This window comes from Streptomyces sp. yr375 (assembly GCF_900110755.1).
GTDB lineage: Bacteria > Actinomycetota > Actinomycetes > Streptomycetales > Streptomycetaceae > Streptomyces.
Window position 1 is genome coordinate 84,378 of the sequence record NZ_FOFF01000003.1, and the last position, 17,570, is coordinate 101,947.

General features: G+C 71.9%; 12 protein-coding genes. 7 read left to right on the plus strand and 5 right to left on the minus strand.

Annotated elements, in window-relative coordinates; translation table 11 throughout:
• The first annotated feature begins 152 nt into the window (after positions 1 to 152).
• Positions 153 to 4,340 (plus strand): bifunctional nitrate reductase/sulfite reductase flavoprotein subunit alpha, encoded by a 4,188-nt coding sequence (locus tag BMZ82_RS04850; RefSeq protein WP_093772044.1) that lies wholly within the window; start codon positions 153 to 155, stop codon positions 4,338 to 4,340.
• A 189-nt stretch (positions 4,341 to 4,529) separates the two neighbouring features.
• Positions 4,530 to 8,456 carry a glycoside hydrolase family 2 TIM barrel-domain containing protein gene (locus BMZ82_RS04855; RefSeq protein ID WP_093772434.1) on the plus strand — a complete coding sequence of 1,309 codons (3,927 nt, stop codon included), beginning with the start codon at positions 4,530 to 4,532 and terminating at the stop codon, positions 8,454 to 8,456.
• Here BMZ82_RS04855 and BMZ82_RS04860 read toward each other — a convergent pair.
• The gene (locus BMZ82_RS04860; RefSeq protein WP_177244393.1) at positions 8,419 to 8,673 is read right to left on the minus strand and encodes a DUF6980 family protein; all 255 of its coding nucleotides are present in this window, start codon (positions 8,671 to 8,673) and stop codon (positions 8,419 to 8,421) included. The genes BMZ82_RS04855 and BMZ82_RS04860 overlap by 38 nt on opposite strands.
• 170 nt (positions 8,674 to 8,843) lie before the next feature.
• Between BMZ82_RS04860 and BMZ82_RS04865 the strand changes: the two genes are divergently transcribed.
• The 4 genes from BMZ82_RS04865 (at position 8,844) to BMZ82_RS04880 (ending at position 12,734) form a co-directional block, all read left to right on the plus strand.
• A complete protein-coding gene (locus BMZ82_RS04865; RefSeq protein WP_093772046.1) occupies positions 8,844 to 10,145 on the plus strand; it encodes a hypothetical protein in 1,302 nt (433 codons plus the stop codon).
• Entirely contained in the window at positions 10,142 to 10,609 is a 468-nt protein-coding gene (locus tag BMZ82_RS04870; RefSeq protein WP_093772048.1) for a DUF7144 family membrane protein, read from the plus strand. Before BMZ82_RS04865 ends, BMZ82_RS04870 begins: the two co-directional genes overlap by 4 nt.
• Before the next feature lie 115 nt (positions 10,610 to 10,724).
• A complete protein-coding gene (locus tag BMZ82_RS04875) occupies positions 10,725 to 12,194 on the plus strand; it encodes an AlkA N-terminal domain-containing protein (RefSeq protein ID WP_093772436.1) in 1,470 nt (489 codons plus the stop codon).
• Positions 12,195 to 12,236: 42 nt separating this feature from the next.
• Positions 12,237 to 12,734 carry a methylated-DNA--[protein]-cysteine S-methyltransferase gene (locus tag BMZ82_RS04880; RefSeq protein WP_093772438.1) on the plus strand — a complete coding sequence of 166 codons (498 nt, stop codon included), beginning with the start codon at positions 12,237 to 12,239 and terminating at the stop codon, positions 12,732 to 12,734.
• 7 nt (positions 12,735 to 12,741) lie between these two features.
• Here the strand turns inward: BMZ82_RS04880 and BMZ82_RS04885 are convergent, their stop codons facing one another.
• Positions 12,742 to 13,245, minus strand: coding sequence for an NUDIX domain-containing protein (locus BMZ82_RS04885; RefSeq protein ID WP_093772050.1), 504 nt, complete (start codon positions 13,243 to 13,245; stop codon positions 12,742 to 12,744).
• A gap of 221 nt (positions 13,246 to 13,466) precedes the next feature.
• Here BMZ82_RS04885 and BMZ82_RS04890 point away from each other — a divergent pair, with 221 nt between their 5' ends.
• Positions 13,467 to 14,585, plus strand: coding sequence for a glycerate kinase (locus tag BMZ82_RS04890; RefSeq protein WP_093772052.1), 1,119 nt, complete (start codon positions 13,467 to 13,469; stop codon positions 14,583 to 14,585).
• Positions 14,586 to 14,624: 39 nt separating this feature from the next.
• On the opposite strand, the gene BMZ82_RS04895 is transcribed toward BMZ82_RS04890, so the two are convergent.
• The 3 genes from BMZ82_RS04895 to BMZ82_RS04905 all read right to left on the minus strand — a co-directional run bounded on the left by BMZ82_RS04895 (position 14,625) and on the right by BMZ82_RS04905 (position 17,552).
• The gene (locus BMZ82_RS04895) at positions 14,625 to 15,851 is read right to left on the minus strand and encodes an alpha/beta hydrolase (protein WP_093772054.1); all 1,227 of its coding nucleotides are present in this window, start codon (positions 15,849 to 15,851) and stop codon (positions 14,625 to 14,627) included.
• Between the two features lie 203 nt (positions 15,852 to 16,054).
• Complete coding sequence (gene pssA / locus BMZ82_RS04900; RefSeq protein WP_093772056.1) at positions 16,055 to 16,873, minus strand: CDP-diacylglycerol--serine O-phosphatidyltransferase; 819 nt, start codon at positions 16,871 to 16,873, stop codon at positions 16,055 to 16,057.
• Positions 16,874 to 16,895: 22 nt separating this feature from the next.
• Positions 16,896 to 17,552 carry a phosphatidylserine decarboxylase gene (locus BMZ82_RS04905; RefSeq protein ID WP_093772058.1) on the minus strand — a complete coding sequence of 219 codons (657 nt, stop codon included), beginning with the start codon at positions 17,550 to 17,552 and terminating at the stop codon, positions 16,896 to 16,898.
• Positions 17,553 to 17,570 lie beyond the last annotated feature (18 nt).

Sequence of the window (17,570 nt, forward strand, 5' to 3'; positions counted from 1 at the left end):
CACAGCCGTCCGCTCACACCCGCCCGCCCTCCGCTGTGCGCCGGGGTTAACTCCCGACGGCCGGTCCGGGAGACACCTGCGTAATGCATGGTTCGTACCGTCACAGAGATCAGGGACCGGAGAGATCAGGGACCAGAGCGAAAGGGGCGCCCGTGGCCGCGTTGGACCCGCGGACCGACAGCGCGACCGAGTCGAAGGTGCGCACGGTCTGTTCGTACTGCGGTGTCGGCTGCGGCATGGTCCTCGACGTGCGCATGGGCCCGGACGGTCGGCGTACGGTCCTGAAGGCGTCCGGCGACAAGGCGCACCCGGCGAACTTCGGCCGGCTGTGCACCAAGGGCGCGACCACCGCTGACATGCTCGCCGCGCCCGGCCGACTGACCACCGCCCTCGTCCGCCCGGACCGCGGCGCGGAGCCGGAGCCCGCGCCCGTGGACGTGGCCGTCGCCGAGACGGCGCGGCGGCTGCGGGCGATCGTCGACGAGCACGGCCCCGACGCGGTCGCCCTCTATGTGTCCGGGCAGATGAGCCTGGAAGCGCAGTATCTGGCGAACAAGCTGGTCAAGGGCTACCTGCGGTCCAACCAGATCGAGTCGAACTCCCGGCTGTGCATGGCGAGCGCCGGAACCGGTTACAAGCTGTCGCTGGGCGCCGACGGCCCGCCCGGCTCCTACGAGGACCTCGACAAGGCGGACGTCTTCCTCGTCATCGGCTCCAACATGGCCGACTGCCACCCGATCCTGTTCCTGCGGATGATGGACCGGGTGAAAGCGGGCGCGAAACTGATCGTCGTCGACCCGCGCCGTACCGCCACCGCCGCGAAGGCCGACCTGTTCCTCCAGGTCAGGCCGGGTACCGACCTCGCCCTCCTGAACGGTCTGCTGCACCTCCTGCACGCGAACGGCCACACCGACCCCGAGTTCGTCGCCGCGTACACCGAGGGCTGGGAGGCGATGCCGGAGTTCCTCGCCGACTACCCGCCCGCGACCGTCGCTGAGCTCACCGGCATCCCGGAGGCCGACCTCCGTACGGCCGCCCGGCTGATCGGGGAGGCGGGGGAGTGGACCAGTTGCTGGACCATGGGCCTCAACCAGTCCACGCACGGCACCTGGAACACCAACGCGCTCATCAACCTCCACCTCGCCACCGGCGCGATCTGCCGACCGGGCAGCGGCCCCTTCTCCCTCACCGGCCAGCCCAACGCCATGGGCGGCCGCGAGATGGGGTACATGGGTCCGGGGCTGCCGGGCCAGCGTTCCGTCCTCGTCGACGCCGACCGCGCCTTCGTGGAGGAGCTGTGGGGACTGGATCCGGGCACGATCCGGGCGGACGGCGTCGGCAAGGGCACCGTCGAGATGTTCCGGAAGATGGCCGACGGCGAGATCAAGGCCTGCTGGATCATCTGCACCAACCCGGTCGCCTCCGTCGCCAACCGCAGGACGGTCATCGAGGGCCTGGAGGCCACCGAGTTCGTCGTCGCCCAGGACGTCTTCGCCGACACCGAGACCAACGCGTACGCCGACGTCGTCCTGCCCGGCGCGCTGTGGACCGAGACCGAGGGCGTCCTCATCAACAGCGAGCGCAACCTCACCCTCGCCCGGCCCGCCGCCGACCCGCCCGGCGAGGCCACCGCCGACTGGCGGCTCATCGCGGCCGTCGCCCGCGCGATGGGCTACGAGGACGGCTTCACCTACGACAGCGCCGAGCAGATCTTCGAGGAGATCAAGCGCGCCCACAACCCGGCGACCGGCTACGACCTGCGCGGAGTGACGTACGAACGGCTGCGCGCCACCCCCGTGCAGTGGCCGGCCGCCACCGCCGACGGCCCCGACCGCAACCCCATCCGGTACGTGAACGACGACGGCTCGCTCACCTTTCCCACCGCGTCCGGCCGTGCCGTCTTCCACCCGCGCCCGCACGTCCCGCCCGCCGAGATGCCCGACGACGACTACCCGTTCGTCCTGAACACCGGCCGCCTCCAGCACCAGTGGCACACCCTGACGAAGACCGCGAAGGTGGCCAAGCTCAACAGGCTCGACCCCGGGCCGTTCGTCGAGGTGCACCCCGAGGACGCCGCCGCGCTCGGCCTCGCCGACGGCGACTCCGTCGAGGTCGCCTCGCGGCGCGGGCGGGCCGTGCTGCCGGCCGTCGTCACCGACCGGGTCCTGCCCGGCTCCTGCTTCGCGCCGTTCCACTGGAACGACCTGTTCGGCGAGTACCTCAGCGTCAACGCCGTCACCAGCGACGCCGTCGACCCGCTCTCCTTCCAGCCCGAGCTGAAGGTGTGCGCGGTCTCGCTCACGAAGGTGTCGACCCCGGTGACCGTACAGCTCCCGGCCATGGACACCCCGGCCACGCCGCAGACGGCGGCGCCCGTCCTCGTACCGACCGCCGTCCAGCCCGCCGCCTCCGCCGCCGCTGCCGCCGTGTTCGGCCTGGAGCCCGCCCCGCCGCCGGTGCTGACCGAGCGCGAACGGCGGTACCTGGTCGGTTTCCTCGCCGGTATTCCGGCCGGCGCGCCCGGCGTCCCCGTCCTGCCGCCGGACGCGCCGTTCAGCCCCGAGCACGCCCTGTGGGTCAACGGCACCCTCGCCGGCATGTACTCCCGCGCCACTGCTGCCGCCGAGCCCCAGCAGTCCCGGGAGTCCCCGGCGCGCCGGGTCGTGATCCTGTGGGCCTCACAGACCGGCAACGCCGAGGACTTCGCCGCCGCCACCGCCGCCCGGCTCACCGCGAGCGGCCACCCGGCCTCCCTGATACCCATGGACGACGCCGACCCCGCCGCCCTGCCCGCAGGTGCCGACCTGCTGCTGATCACCAGCACCTTCGGCGACGGCGACGCCCCCGACAACGGCGCCGGTTTCTGGGACGGCCTCGACGCGCTGGACACCGGCCGCCTCGAAGGCCGCCGCTACGCCGTCCTCGCCTTCGGGGACTCCTCGTACGACGACTTCTGCGGCCACGGCCGACGCCTGGACCGCCGCCTGGACGAACTCGGCGCGGTCCGGCTCGCCCCGCGCACCGACTGCGAACCGGACTACGAGACGGAGGCCGAGGCCTGGCTCGACCAGGTGGTCACCGCCCTGAAGGAAGCCACGGAACACCTCCCCGAGACCCCCGCCGACCCCCCTGGCCCCGGCCTTGCCCCTGCCCACACGCCCCCGGCCCCAGCCACCACCCCCACCACTACGGCGGCCCCCGCCCCTCCCCGCACCAAGCGCCCCGCCCCCGTCACCGCCCGTCTCACCGGGAACCGGCTGCTCAGCCTGCCGGGTTCCGGGAAGGAGGTCCGGCGCTTCACGTTCGACACCCGCGACAGCGAGACCCCGCTCGTCTACGCGGCCGGTGACGCGCTCGGCGTGCGCCCGCTGAACTCCCCGGAGCTGGTGGCGGAGTGGCTGACCGTCACCGGGCTCGACGCGCTCGCGCCGGTCGTCGTCAACGGGGTCGGCGAGGTCGCCCTCGGCGAGGCACTGCTGCGCCACCTCGACATCACCCGGGTCACCCCGGCCCTGCTCCGCTTCACCGCCGACCGCACCCGCGACCCGCGCGAGCTGCGCAAGCTGCTGCGCCCCGACAACAAGGACGAGCTGGCGAAGTGGTCCTGGGGCCGCCAAGCAGTCGACGTGGCTGCCGAGTTCGGCGTCCGCGCCGACGCCCAGGAGTGGGCCGAGCTGTTCGGACGGCTGCAACCGCGCCTGTACTCGATCTCCTCCAGCCCGCTGACCGACCCCCACCTCGTCTCGCTCACCGTCTCCGTCGTGCGCTACGAGAACCTGGCCGGCCGCCCCCGGCAGGGCGTCTGCTCGCCCTTCCTCGCCGACGCCGCACCCGGCACCGAGGTCCCGGTCCATGTGCAGCGCTCCGCGCACTTCCGGCCGCCCGCCGACCCGGCGACCCCGATGGTGATGGTCGGCCCGGGCACCGGCGTCGCGCCGTTCGTCGGGTTCCTGGAGGAGCGCCGGGAGCGCGGGCACCGGGCGCCGAACTGGCTGTTCTTCGGCGAGCAGCACCGCGCGACGGACCACTACTACGCGGACGAGCTGGCGAGCCTGCGGGCCGACGGCACCCTCGCCCGCCTGGACACCGCCTTCTCCCGCGACCAGCGCGCCAAGGTCTACGTCCAGGACCGGATCCGCGAGCACGGCTCCCACCTGTGGTCCTGGCTCCAGGACGGCGCCCACTTCTACGTCTGCGGCGACGCCTCCCGGATGGCCAAGGACGTCGACCGGGCGCTGCGCGACGTCGCCGTCGTGCACGGCGGCATGAGCGAGGAGGCCGCGGCGGCCCATGTGAAGCAACTCGCCGCCGACAAGCGGTACGTGCGGGACGTCTACTGACGGACGTCACCGGAAGAGCCCGTGGGAGCCCTGTGAGAGCCCTGCGCATCAAGTGGCGTTGCGCCGAAGAGAGTTGATATTCGGTCAATACGGCGCGTCTATGTTCGTTTTTTCAACAGGAGTGGACAAGATCTGACGCACCCTCCGTCCGTGCACCGCCGCACGGTCGCCCCGAGGAAGGTCGTGGTCATGTCGCACCCGCACGTGTCGTCCATGGATCGGCCGGACCGCCCCCAGCGGGCGGAGCCGGACCGCCACCGGCCGCCGGCCGTCAGCCGCCGCCGTCTGCTCGAAGGGTCGGCCGCCGTCCTCGGCGCGCTCGCCCTGTCCGCCCCGGCCACCGGCCACCGGGCCGTCGCGGCGGACGGCACCGCGGGGCAGCCGCAGTGGAACGGCTCGATCGACGTCTTCCGGCTCGGCACCGAGGCCCCGCACACCACCCTCATGCCGTACGCGGACCTCGCCCAGGCCCTCGCCGCCGACCGCACCCGCTCCCCGTACCGGCTGAGCCTCGACGGCACCTGGAAGTTCGCCCACGCCGACCGCCCCGACGACCGCGACGCCGACTTCCACCGCACCGACCTCGACGACAGCGACTGGGACACCCTCCCCGTCCCCGCCGCCTGGCAGTTGCACGGCTACGACCGCCCGATCTACATCAACGTCACCTACCCGTGGTGGGGCGCCAACGGCCTGGGCGAGGACGCGCAGCCGCCGCACGCCCCCACCCGCTACAACCCCGTCGGCCAGTACCGCCGCACCTTCACGGTCCCGGACGGCTGGGCGCGGCGCCGGACGTTCCTGCACTTCGAAGGCGTCAAGTCGGCCCACTACGTTTGGATCAACGGGGAGTTGGTCGGCTACCACGAGGACTCCTACGACCCCGCCGAGTACGACATCACCCCGTACCTGAAGCCGGGCGTCAACCAGATCGCCGTGGAGGTCTACCGCTACTCCGACGGCGACTGGCTGGAGGACCAGGACATGATCCGGCTGAGCGGCATCTTCCGCTCGGTCTACCTCTACTCCACACCGGCCGTCCACCTGCGCGACTTCAGACTCGACACCCCGCTGACCGACGGCTACCGGGCGGCGGCCCTGTCGGTCACCGCGAGCGTGCGCGACTACGGCGGGCAGGGCGCGGGCCGCTACTCCGTCGAGACCCAGCTCTACGACGCCGACGGGCATCCGGTGTGGTCCAGGCCGCTCCAGCAGGCCGTCGCCGTCGGCTCCGGCCAGGAGACGACCGTCCAGGCGGCGAAGGCGGTGCCCGCGCCGCGCCTGTGGTCGGCCGAGCACCCGAACCTCTACACCGCCGTGCTCCGCCTGCGCGACCCGGCGGGGCAGGTGATCGAGACCGTCTCCCACCGGGTCGGCCTGCGCGAGTTCGCCCTCAAGGACGGGCTGATGCGCATCAACGGCAAACCGGTCTCCTTCCGGGGCGCCAACCGGCACGAGATGCACCCGGTCCACGGCTCGGCCCTCACCCGCGCGGACCTGGTCGAGGACATCGGGATCATCAAACGGCTGAACATCAACTCCGTCCGCACCTCGCACTACCCCAACAACCCGCTCTGGCTCGAACTCGCCGACGAGTACGGCCTGTACCTCGTCGACGAGACCAACCTCGAGACGCACGGCATCCGCGCCGAGTACCCCGGCGACCACGCCGAGTGGACCACGGCGTGCGTGGCCCGCGCCCAGAACATGGTGCACCGCGACAAGAACCACGCGTCGGTCGTCATCTGGTCCCTCGGCAACGAGGCCGGCGGCGGCAGCACCTTCACCGCCATGCACGACTGGATCCGCTCCTACGACACCACCCGCGTCATCCAGTACGAGGGAGACGACCGCCCGGGGATCAGCGACATCCGCTCCGAGATGTACGACAGCCCCGCCCGCGTCGAGGCCAGGGCGAAGGACACCGCCGACACCCGGCCGTACGTGATGATCGAGTACGCCCACGCGATGGGCAACTCCAGCGGGAACTTCAAAAAGTACTGGGACCTCGTCCGCCGCCACGACGTGCTCCAGGGCGGCTGGATCTGGGACTTCGTCGACCAGGCCCTCGACTGGCCCACCCCGGCACGCAAGCTGTTCACCGAGGCCGGACCCGCCGCGCTGCACGGCGAACTCCTCGCCCCCAGCGGCACGTTCACCCGCGAACAGGGCGTGTCCGGCGGCACCGTCTTCGCCCGCGACGCGCGCCTCGACCTCACCGGCTCCCTCACGCTGGAAGCCTGGTTCACCCCGCACGTCACCGGCTACCACCAGCCGATCATCGCCAAGGGCGACACCCAGTACGCCCTGAAGCAGACGGACCAGGCCCTGGAGTTCTTCGTCTACGGCAACGGCCAGTGGATCACCGCGAGTTGGGCGTTGCCGGACGACTGGACCGGTGCCGAACACCATGTGGCGGGCGTCTTCGACGCGGCGGCCGGCACCCTCACCCTCCACGTCGACGGCACGGTCCGCGCCACCCGGACCACCACGGTGCGCCCCGCCGTCAACACCGCGTCCCTTTCCCTGGCCACCGACGTCGACAACCCGACCCGGGAGTTCAGCGGCACCATCCGCCAAGCCCGGCTGTACGCACGGGCGTTGACCGCCGCCGAGCTCGCCTCCACCGGCCGCGCCCCCGGCGACGACGGCGTCCGCTTCTGGTTCGACGCCGCCACCGTCGCTCTCACCGAGCAACAGCCCCGCGAGACGTCGTTCCGCGCCTACGGCGGCGACTGGGGCGACAACCCCAACGACGGGGCCTTCTCCGGCGACGGCATCGTCACCGCCGACCGCGGCCTCACCGGCAAGTCGGCGCAGGTCAAGCGCATCTACCAGGCCGTACAGGTCACTTCGGGCCCGACACCCGGCACGGTCACCCTCACCAACGAGTACCTCTTCACCAACCTCCGGGAATTCGATGGACGTTGGGAGCTGGTCGGCGACGGCAAGGTGGTCCAGCACGGGAAGCTGACCCGCGCCCAACTGGACGTGCCTCCGCTGTCGAGCACGACCGTCACCGTGCCGTTCACGCTGCCGGGCGACCCGCAGCCGGGCGCGGAGTACTTCCTCCAACTGTCGTTCACCACAAGGGAGACGACGAAGTGGGCGAAGTCCGGCTTCGAGATCGCCAGACAGCAACTCGCCGTCGACGCGGGCAGCCCCGCCGTCACCCCCGTGTCCCTGGCCGGCGTCCCCGCGCTCAGCCATGAGGACGGCGACGACTCGGTCACCGTCACGGGCCCGGACTTCTCGGTCACGGTAGACAAGAAGACCGGCGTCATCACCTCGTACGAGGCCGACGGCGCCCAACTGATCGTCTCCGGACCGGCCCCGAACTTCTGGCGCGCCCCCACCGACAACGACCGCGGCAACGGCCAGCACACCCGCAACCAGACCTGGCGCGACGCCGGTGAACGCCGCGAGGTGACCGCCGTGACGGTACGGGCGCTGCGCGACCGCGCCGTCGAGATCAAGGTCGCCGGCACCCTGCCCACGACGCCGGAATCGACGTACACCACCACCTACACCGTGTTCGGGAACGCCGAGATCAAGGTCGACAACACCCTGCACCCGGGCGCGGCCGCACTGCCGTACATCCCGGAGATCGGCACCCTGCTGTTCCTCCCCGCCCGCCTGGAACGACTGCACTACTACGGCCGCGGCCCCGAGGAGAACCACTGGGACCGCAACGACGCCACCGACGTCGGCCTGTACTCCGGCACCGTCACCGGCCAGTGGACCTCCTACCTGCGCCCGCAGGAGAACGGCAACAAGACCGACGTCCGCTGGGCCGCCCTCACCGACGACACCGGCACCGGCCTGCTCGTCTCCGGCGAACCCCTCCTGGAGATCAACGCCTCGCACTTCACCCCCGAGGACCTCTCGGTCGGCGCCCGCCACGACTACCAGCTCACTCCCCGCAAGGAGGTCGTACTCCGCGTGAACCACCGCCAGATGGGCATCGGCGGCGACAATAGCTGGGGCGCCCACACCCACACCGAGTACAAACTCTTCCCCGACCACGACTACACCTACACCTACCGCCTACGCCCCCTGCCGAACGTCGACGAGGCGACTACCGCCTCCCGCCGCCCGACGGCGACGTCCGACTAGCCGACCCCGGGGCCCCGGTGCGGCCCAGGCGTGCGCCGCACCACGGACAGAAGCCGATCTCGCGGCAGGACGTTCCCCCGTCGTGGACGATCAGCCCGTAATCGTCGGACCTCGGGTCGTAGTACACCAGCGCGTCCGGACAGTCGAAGACGTCGGCGTGCGCGTCGCACCGCCAGCCGGCCTGGAGGGTCATCTCGTCACAGCAGTGTTCGCTCACGCACGCATTCTCCCCGCGGGGCGCGGAACCCGCGCCCGACGGGGCCGCTCACCCGAACGGACCGCCGCGCTCGCCGTCGTCGTGCGGCCGGGGTGTGCTGGCATCCACCGGACCGGAACCGGACGGGACGGGGCCGGGTCGGACCGGAGCCGATGGTGAGGGAGCCCGCGATGGCGGACAGCGGTGCCTCGGGCAGTGGCGGGCCCGCCGATGCCGAGCTGGCCGCGCTCAAGGCGCGCATCGCCGCGCTGGAGGCGGAGGGCGCGCGACGGCCCACGCACCACCGGGTCCGCTCGATCGTCGCGGTCGTCCTCATCGTCCTCGGGTGCGTGCTGGCGCCGCCGGCCGTGGTCGCGGCCTGGACGGCCGACATCGTGGGCGACACGGATCGCTATGTCGACACCGTCCGCCCCCTCGCACGCGACCGGGACGTGCAGAACGCCGCCGCCACCCGCGTCACGAGCGCCGTCATGGACCACATCGACCTCGCCGCACTGCTCCAGGACGTCGCCCCGACCCAACGCCCGCTCGCCCAGCAGGCGTTGGGCAGGCTCGGCAGCTCCATCGAGGGCGCCGTCAGCAGCTTCGTGCACGACAAGGCGCAGGCCGTCATCGCGTCCGACGCCTTCGAACGCATCTGGGTCGACGCCAACCGCCACATCCACGACACCGTGAACAAGGCCCTCACCGGCAGCGGCGGCGGCGCGGTGAAGATCGAGAAGAACACGGTGACCGTGGACCTCGCCCCGGTCGTCGACCAGGTCAAAAAGCGGCTGGTCGACTCCGGCATGACGATCGCGAAGAAGATCCCCACGATCCACACCGACTTCACGGTCCTCCGGTCCGACGACATCGGCAGGGTCAAGACCTACTTCCGGCTGCTGCAACTGGCCGGTGTGTGGCTGCCCGTCGTCGCCGTCCTGCTGGTGGCGTCCGGCGTCCTGCTCGCCACCCACCGCCGCCGCGTCCTGATCGTCTCCGCGCTCTGCTTCGCCTTCGCCACCCTCCTGCTCGGCGTCGCGCTCACCGTCTTCCGGATCGTCTACCTCGACGCCCTCCCGGCCGGCATCTCCCAGCCGGCCGCCGGATCCGTCTACGACACCCTCACCCGCTTCCTGCGCACCTCCGTACGGGAGATCGTCGCCCTCGGCGTGGTGGTCGCCCTCACCGCCTGGCTGACCGGACCCGGCCGCCACGCCACCCTCGTCCGACGGCTGTGGCACTCGGGCATCGACGCCGTACGCACGACCGCCGACCACGCCGGACTGCGCACCGGCCCCGTCGGTCCCTTCGTGCACCGCTACCGCACCTGGATCACCTGGACCCTGGCCGGGGCGGCCGTCCTGGCGTATCTGCTGTGGCCGTACCCGACCGGCTGGGTCGTCGTCGGCCTCGCCCTCGCCCTGCTCTTCGCCCAGGGCGTCGTCGACTTCCTCGCCACCCGGCCCCGCCGAAAGGACAGCCCCGCATGAGCCCGCACCCCCCGACCGGCGACCCGCACGGCGAGATAGGCACCGCCTGGTCCACCCCGCGCGGCGGCCCGCACCGGCCCGCCCCGCCCGTCGGCCGGACCGGCGGCGCCGTCGCCTTCGCCGGCGTGCTGATGCTGTGCGGCGGCGTGCTCGCCGTCCTCCAGGGCGTCGCGGCCGTCGCCGAGGACGACGTCTACGCCCGCGTCGGCTCGTACGTCTACGAGCTCAGCCTCACCGGCTGGGGCTGGATCCACCTCGTCCTCGGCGCCCTCGCGGCCACGACCGGCGCGGCCCTGCTCAAGGGCCTGACCTGGGCCCGCCACCCGGGCATCTTCCTCGCCGCGCTGAGCCTGGTCGCCCAGTTCCTCTTCCTCCCCTACGAGCCGCTCTGGTCGATCACCGTCATGGCCATCGACGTGTTCGTGATCTGGTCGCTGGCCGCCTCGGGGCCGCAGGACACGTGAGGTCGATGTCGGATTCTCGCCAGCGCCGCGTCGGCGGTCGGCCGATGCTGGACGCATGCAGAACGGGAATGGGAACGGCAACGGGAACGGCAACGGGAACGGCAACGGGAACGGCATGTACACCGACCGCGAGCGCTGTGTGCGCGCCGTGCGGTCCAAGGACGCGCGGTTCGACGGCTGGTTCTTCACGGCCGTCCTGACCACCGGAATCTACTGCCGGCCCAGTTGCCCGGTGGTGCCGCCCAAGCCGGCGAACATGGTCTTCCACCCGAGCGCCGCCGCCTGCCAGCAGGCCGGCTTCCGCGCCTGCAAACGCTGCCGCCCCGACACCACTCCCGGTTCCCCGGAGTGGAACCAGCGCGCCGACCTCGTCGCCCGCGCCATGCGGCTGATCGCCGACGGCGTCGTCGACCGCGACGGTGTGCCCGGACTCGCCGCCCGCCTCGGCTACAGCACCCGCCAGATCGAACGCCAACTCCTCGCCGAACTCGGCGCGGGACCCCTCGCGTTGGCCCGCGCCCAGCGCGCCCAGACCGCCCGCCTCCTCATCGAGACGACCCGACTCCCCATGGCGGACGTCACGTTCGCCGCCGGCTTCGCCTCCATCCGCACCTTCAACGACACCGTGCGCGACGTCTTCGCCCTCTCCCCGAGCGAACTGCGCGCCCGCGTCCCGCAGCAGAACGCCCCGGCGACGCCCGGCATCCTCCAGTTGAGGCTGCCGTTCCGCGCCCCGCTCAACCCCGACAACCTCTTCGGGCACCTCGCCGCGACCGGCGTACCGGGTGTGGAGGAGTGGCGCGACGGCGCGTTCCGGCGCACGCTGCGACTGCCGTACGGGCACGGCATCGTGGCCCTCACCCCCAACCCCGACCACATCGGCTGCCGTCTCACCCTCAGCGACCTGCGCGATCTCACCGTCGCCAGCAGTCGCTGCCGCCGCATGCTCGACCTGGACGCCGACCCGGTCGCCGTCGACGACCAACTGCGCACCGACCCGCTGCTCGCGCCCCTGGTCGACAAGGCCCCCGGCCGCCGGGTGCCGCGCACGGTCGACGAGGCGGAGTTCGCCGTTCGCGCCGTGCTGGGCCAGCAGGTCTCCACGGCCGCCGCCCGCACCCACGCGGCCCGTCTGGTCACCGCGTACGGCGACCCGATCGACGATCCCGAGGGCGGCCTCACCCACCTCTTCCCGACCCCCGAGGCGCTCGCCGCCGTCGACCCCGAGCACCTGGCGATGCCCCGCACCCGGCGCACCACCTTCACCACCCTCGTCGGCCAACTCGCCGACGGCACCCTCAACTTGGGCGTGGACAGCGACTGGGCCGAGGCCCGTGCCCGGCTCCTCGCACTGCCCGGCTTCGGCCCGTGGACGGTCGACGTCATCGCGATGCGCGCCCTCGGCGACCCCGACGCGTTCCTCCCCACCGACCTCGGAATCCGGCGCGCGGCCCAGCAGTCGGGCCTGCCCTCCACCCCGGCGGCCCTCACCGCCCGCGCGGCGGCCTGGCGCCCCTGGCGCGCGTACGCCGTCCAATACCTCTGGGCGACCGACAGCCACCCGATCAACTTCCTCCCCGCATAGCGACATTCAGAGATGAGGTACGCGATGAACGCGATGAACTCGATGAAGCGGCACACGATCACCGACAGCCCGTACGGCCCTCTCACCCTCGTCGCCGACGACGGAGTCCTGTGCGGCCTCTACATGACCGAACAGCGCCACCGCCCACCCGAGGAGAGCTTCGGCCCCCGCGACGACACCCTCTTCGCCGACGCCGAGGACCAACTGAAGGCCTATTTCGCAGGCGAGTTGACGGACTTCACCCTCGAACTCCGCCTGCACGGCACCCCGTTCCAGCGCACCGTCTGGGCCGAACTGCGCAAGATCCCCTACGGCGAGACCCGCACCTACGGCGAACTCGCCGAAGCCCTGGGCAACCCGGCCGCCTCCCGCGCGGTGGGCCTCGCCAACGGCAAGAACCCCATCGGCATCATCGTCCCCTGCCACCGGGTGATCGGCGCGGGCGGCGGCCTCACCGGCTACGGCGGCGGCCTGCCCCGCAAACAACGCCTGCTCGACTTCGAGCACGGCACGCCCTCCGGCGAGACGACCCTGTTCTAGCGCCGTCTCAGAGCACGCTGCGGCCGTTCTCGAGTTCCGCCGTCACCGTGCCGTCCGCCAGGGCGTCCAGTGCGGCCAGGACCCGGTGGCCCAGGGAGCCCAGCAGGAAGTCGGTGAGTTCCTCGCGCGGTACCAGTCGCCAGGACAGCAGCTCCGCCTCCTGGAGGCGGATCGCCGCGAAGTCGTCCTCGTCGAGGACCCCGCCGTCGTACACGTACGCCACCAGCGGCGGCCGGCCCGGGCCGACCACCCAGTCCACCGCGAGCAGCCGCCCGAGTGCGCGGTCGAGGCCGATCTCCTCCAGCGTCTCGCGGCGCGCACCCTGCCGCGGGCTCTCGCCGGTGTCGGACTCGATCGTGCCGCCCGGAAGCGCCCAGCCCGCACGGTAGTTGGGCTCGACGAGCAGCACCCGCCCCTCGGCGTCACGGAAGAGCGCGGCGGCGCCCGCCAGGACCTTGGGCAGGGAGGCGATGTACGCGGCGAATTCGGGCGTCGTGTGCGAGGCAGTCATCCGGAAAGGGTAAGTGGTGGTTCGTCCGGTCGGCGGCGGTTCGACCGCACACAGCCGTCACCCAGGCCTCTTCCAGGTTCCGGGCGGCGCGGCGCACCGCATGACGGCGGGGGTGTCCTGCGGTTAAGGTCGCAGCGGCGCGACTGGCCCCGACATGCGCGGGGCCCGGAGAGCAAGGGGATGGCAAGGTGGCGGACGTTGCAGCGCGGGGCACCCGACGGGTGCTCGTGGCGGCGGACAAGTTCAAGGGCTCGCTGACGGCCGTGGAGGTCGCCGAGCGGGTGACGGCCGGGCTGCGCCGGGTCGTACCGGACGTCGAGGTGGAGTCCCTGCCCGTCGCCGACGGCGGTGACGGGACCGTCGCCGCGGCCGTCGCGGCCGGGTTCGAACGCCGCGAGGTCCGGGTCGCCGGCCCCCTCGGGCACGAGATCACCGCGGCCTTCGCGGTGCGCGGCGACACCGCGGTCGTCGAGATGGCCGAGGCGAGCGGACTGCAACGGCTCCCGGCCGGCGTGTTCGCCCCGCTCACGGCGTCGACGTACGGCTCCGGGGAGCTGCTGCGGGCCGCGCTCGACGCGGGCGTGCGCACCATCGTGTTCGGGGTCGGCGGCAGCGCGACCACGGACGGCGGCGCGGGCATGCTGTCCGCGCTCGGCGCGCGCTTCCTGGACGAGGACGGCGAGCCGGTGGCACCGGGCGGCGGCGGCCTCGCGGAGCTGGCCCGCGCCGACCTGTCGGAGCTGGACCCGCGCCTCGCCGCCGTCGAACTGGTCCTGGCCAGCGACGTCGACAACCCGCTGACCGGCCCGAAGGGCGCACCCGCGGTGTACGGGCCGCAGAAGGGCGCCTCCCCGGACGACGTGGCCGCCCTGGACGCGGCGCTCGCGCACTACGCGAAGGTGCTGGAGACGGAGCTCGGGCCGAAGGCGGCCCAGTACGCGGTCGCCCCCGGCGCGGGCGCGGCGGGCGGCATCGGCTACGGCGCGCTGCTCGTCGGCGCCCGCTTCCGCGCCGGGATCGAGGTCATGCTCGACGTGCTGGGCTTCGCGCCCGCGCTGGAGCGGGCGGAACTGGTGATCACCGGCGAAGGATCGCTCGACGAGCAGACCCTGCACGGCAAGGCCCCCGCGGGCGTCGCGGCGGCGGCCCGGGCGGCCGGCAAGGAGGTCGTCGCCGTGTGCGGCCGCCTCGCCCTCCAGCCGGCCGAGCTGGGCCGGGCCGGCATCCGCCGCGCGTACCCGCTGACCGACGTCGAGCCGGACGTGGGCACGTGCATCGCGGACGCCGGCCCGATCCTGGAACGGGTCGCGGAGCGGATCGGCCGCGACTTCCTGCTCTGAGGAGCCCTACGAGCCCTGTACGAGTCCCGATACGAGGCCCTAGATGGGGAACAGGGCGCCGTCGTCGTCGCGGTAGTAGCTGCCGCTCGACAGGCCCTCGATCTTGCCCTTGTCGAGCCAGCTCCTCGCGAAGCGCTGCACGACCTTGGAGTTGCGCTCCCAGGGCACGGAGTGTCCCGCACCGGCCAGCTCGAACATCAGCTTGCGCGGTCCCTGGACGGCCTCGTAGAGGTCCGTGGTGGAGAAGTGCAGGACCGGAGGGAGCGTCGCCGAGGTGTTGGCCGAGGTGTCCTGCTCGCCGTAGAGGATGAGCACCGGCACCCGGTCACCGAGTACATGGGTGCCGACCGGGTCCTCGTGCGGGACGGTCCGGTCGTTCCAGCCCCACCAGTAGGTGTTCCGGTACCGCAGGATCCCCTCGAAGCCGCCTGTCGGCAGCGCCGGGCCCCACTGGCTGCCGACGGGGTCGTTCTCCATGCAGGCGGCCCACACCTTGTCCTCGATGCCGGGCTCGCGCTGGAGTGGGCTGGCCTGCTCCTTGTCCCAGCCGGCCTTGAAGCCGGTCTTGCTGCCGACGTACATCGGGTAGCCGAACGTGACGGCAGGCAGGGACAGGGGCAGCGTCGAGGCATCCGGCGGCCGCCCGAAGGGATCCGCGGGGTTCGTGGACCAGCGGCCCTGCGGCGGGAAGATCGGGGCGAGCAGGAGCAGGTTCCGGACGTCGCCGGGGTGCTGGAGCGTGTAGGGGCCCATCACGAACGCGGCGGCGGACCAGCCGACGAAGTCGATCGGATGGTTCCTGCCGGGCAGCGCCCTGATGAACTGGACGACGGTGCTCAGCTCCGCCCACTCGCTCTCGGAGTTGCCCAGTTGGTGCGGGTAGGGAGGCGCGCACGTGGCGGCGAGCGGGTTCGGGATCAGGATGTTCTGCTGCGCCGGGTTGGCGTTGCACGGCGCGTCCATCTGCGGCCGCGGCGAGCGGCCGCTGCCCTGGAGGTCCATGAGGAACACGTCGTAGCCGTCGTCCGCCAGGTCCTGCGCCCAGCTATACCGGGTCGCCGGGCCGCCGCCTCCCGGCGGGAGCACGAGGTCGAAGCCCGCGACCGCCGGCACGCTTCTGCCGTGGAGCATCAGGACCGGTTGGGGCGTGTGTCCCGGCTTGGTGCCGTCGTACTCCCGGACGAACAGGTTCACGTTGGCGCCCGAGTTCGCCGGGATCGTCGAGATGTGCGGGACGGAGTAGTCCGTGGGGGTGTGTGCGGGCATGGTCGCCCTCCGATCCATAGAACGGGACGCATCCCATCCATCGAACGGGACGAATCCCTGTGAATCCCCCTGATTCCACCGTCCTCTTCTTCCCCGTCTCCTGCAAATGGGCGTAGTGGAGAGGTAGTTGACCCGTCAAACGGGTGTGGCCCGAGCCTTCGAAAGGCTCGGGCCACACCCGTTTTTTAGCGGTGACGTGAGGGTCAGGGGAGCTGGGCTGCCCGTGCCTCACGGCGGTTGTCGCGGAAGTTGTTCACCCGGCGGGCCGTGGCGAACAGCGGGATCACCGCGCCCATGACCAGTTGCAGCGCGCAGCCGGTCTGGAGCAGGAGCTGACCGCTCGGCGCGTCGAACGCCCAGGCCGCCAGCATGCCCATCGACAGCACGATCCAGGCGAGCATCGCGCCGGCGAGGCGGCCCCGCGGCTTCGGGTACTCGACCCGGCTCACCATCAGCCAGGCGGTGCCCAGGATGGCCATCAGCGTCGCCGCGAACGGCAGCTCGAGGAGCACGATCGAGACGACCGTCAGCGCGCCGAACGGTGACGGCATGCCCTGGAAGGTGCCGTCCTTGACGGTGACGCACGAGAATCTCGCGAGCCTCAGCACCACCGCGAGCAGGACGACGATCGCGCCGACCGCCGCCACCCGCTGGTGTGCGTCGTCGGCGACCATGCCGTAGACCAGGACGAAGTACGCCGGGGCCAGACCGAAGCTGATCAGGTCCGACAGGTTGTCCAGCTCCGCGCCCATCGGGGAGGAGCGCAGCTTGCGGGCGACCAGGCCGTCGAAGAGGTCGAAGACCGCCGCGCAGAGCATCAGGATGACCGCCGTGGCCGCGCTGTGGCGGGCCATGCCGGATTCCTGGCTGCCGGTGAGGTGCGGGATCAGGATCCCGGTGGTGGTGAAGTACACCGCCATGAAGCCGCACGTGGCGTTGCCGAGGGTGAGGGTGTCCGCTATCGACAGGCGGAGAGAGAGGGGCATCTCCTCTTCTTCGTCCACCTCGTCGGCCTCGGGCACCCAGCCCGCCTGGGTCTCAGGGTCAATCACGGTCAATGCGAGTCACCCCCGCCACTGTCTTCTGCCCCACCTCGACCGCGACGTCCACACCCTCGGGGAGGTAGAGGTCGACGCGGGAGCCGAAGCGGATCAGGCCGACGCGCTCGCCCTGCTCGACCTTCGTGCCCTCGGGGATGTAGGGGACGATGCGGCGGGCGACGGCACCGGCGATCTGGATCATCTCGATGTCACCGAGCTCGGTGTCGAAGTGCCAGACGACGCGCTCGTTGTTCTCGCTCTCCTTGTTGAACGCCGGCACGAACCCGCCGGGGATGTGCTCGACCGACGTCACGGTGCCGGCCAGCGGCGCGCGGTTGACGTGGACGTTGAGCGGGCTCATGAAGATCGCGACCCGGGTCCGCCCGTCCTGCCACGGCATGATGCTCTGCACCACACCGTCGGCGGGGGAGATGACCCGGCCCGAGGCGATCTCGCGCTCGGGGTCGCGGAAGAACCACAGCATGCCCGCCGCGAGAGCGGTGGCGGGCACGGCGACGGCCTTGGCGGCGCCCGAGCGGCGGGCGCGCAGCAGGCTGACGGCTGCGGTGGCGACGGTCGGCAGAAGCCACGGCGATGCTCCGCGCGCGAGGCGTGCGCCTACCAGGCTGTCTCGGTGTGCAGAGGTTTGGCTGTGGGGCATGGATGACCTTCGTAGCGG

Excerpts from the sequence above, each read along its gene's own strand:
- BMZ82_RS04855 (WP_093772434.1), top strand. The coding sequence starts at position 4,530 with ATGTCGCACCCGCACGTGTCGTCCATGGATCGGCCGGACCGCCCCCAG.
- BMZ82_RS04870 (WP_093772048.1), top strand. The coding sequence starts at position 10,142 with ATGAGCCCGCACCCCCCGACCGGCGACCCGCACGGCGAGATAGGCACC.
- BMZ82_RS04905 (WP_093772058.1), bottom strand. The coding sequence starts at position 17,552 with ATGCCCCACAGCCAAACCTCTGCACACCGAGACAGCCTGGTAGGCGCA.
- BMZ82_RS04865 (WP_093772046.1), top strand. The coding sequence starts at position 8,844 with ATGGCGGACAGCGGTGCCTCGGGCAGTGGCGGGCCCGCCGATGCCGAG.
- BMZ82_RS04895 (WP_093772054.1), bottom strand. The coding sequence starts at position 15,851 with ATGCCCGCACACACCCCCACGGACTACTCCGTCCCGCACATCTCGACG.
- BMZ82_RS04880 (WP_093772438.1), top strand. The coding sequence starts at position 12,237 with ATGAAGCGGCACACGATCACCGACAGCCCGTACGGCCCTCTCACCCTC.
- BMZ82_RS04875 (WP_093772436.1), top strand. The coding sequence starts at position 10,725 with ATGTACACCGACCGCGAGCGCTGTGTGCGCGCCGTGCGGTCCAAGGAC.
- BMZ82_RS04885 (WP_093772050.1), bottom strand. The coding sequence starts at position 13,245 with ATGACTGCCTCGCACACGACGCCCGAATTCGCCGCGTACATCGCCTCC.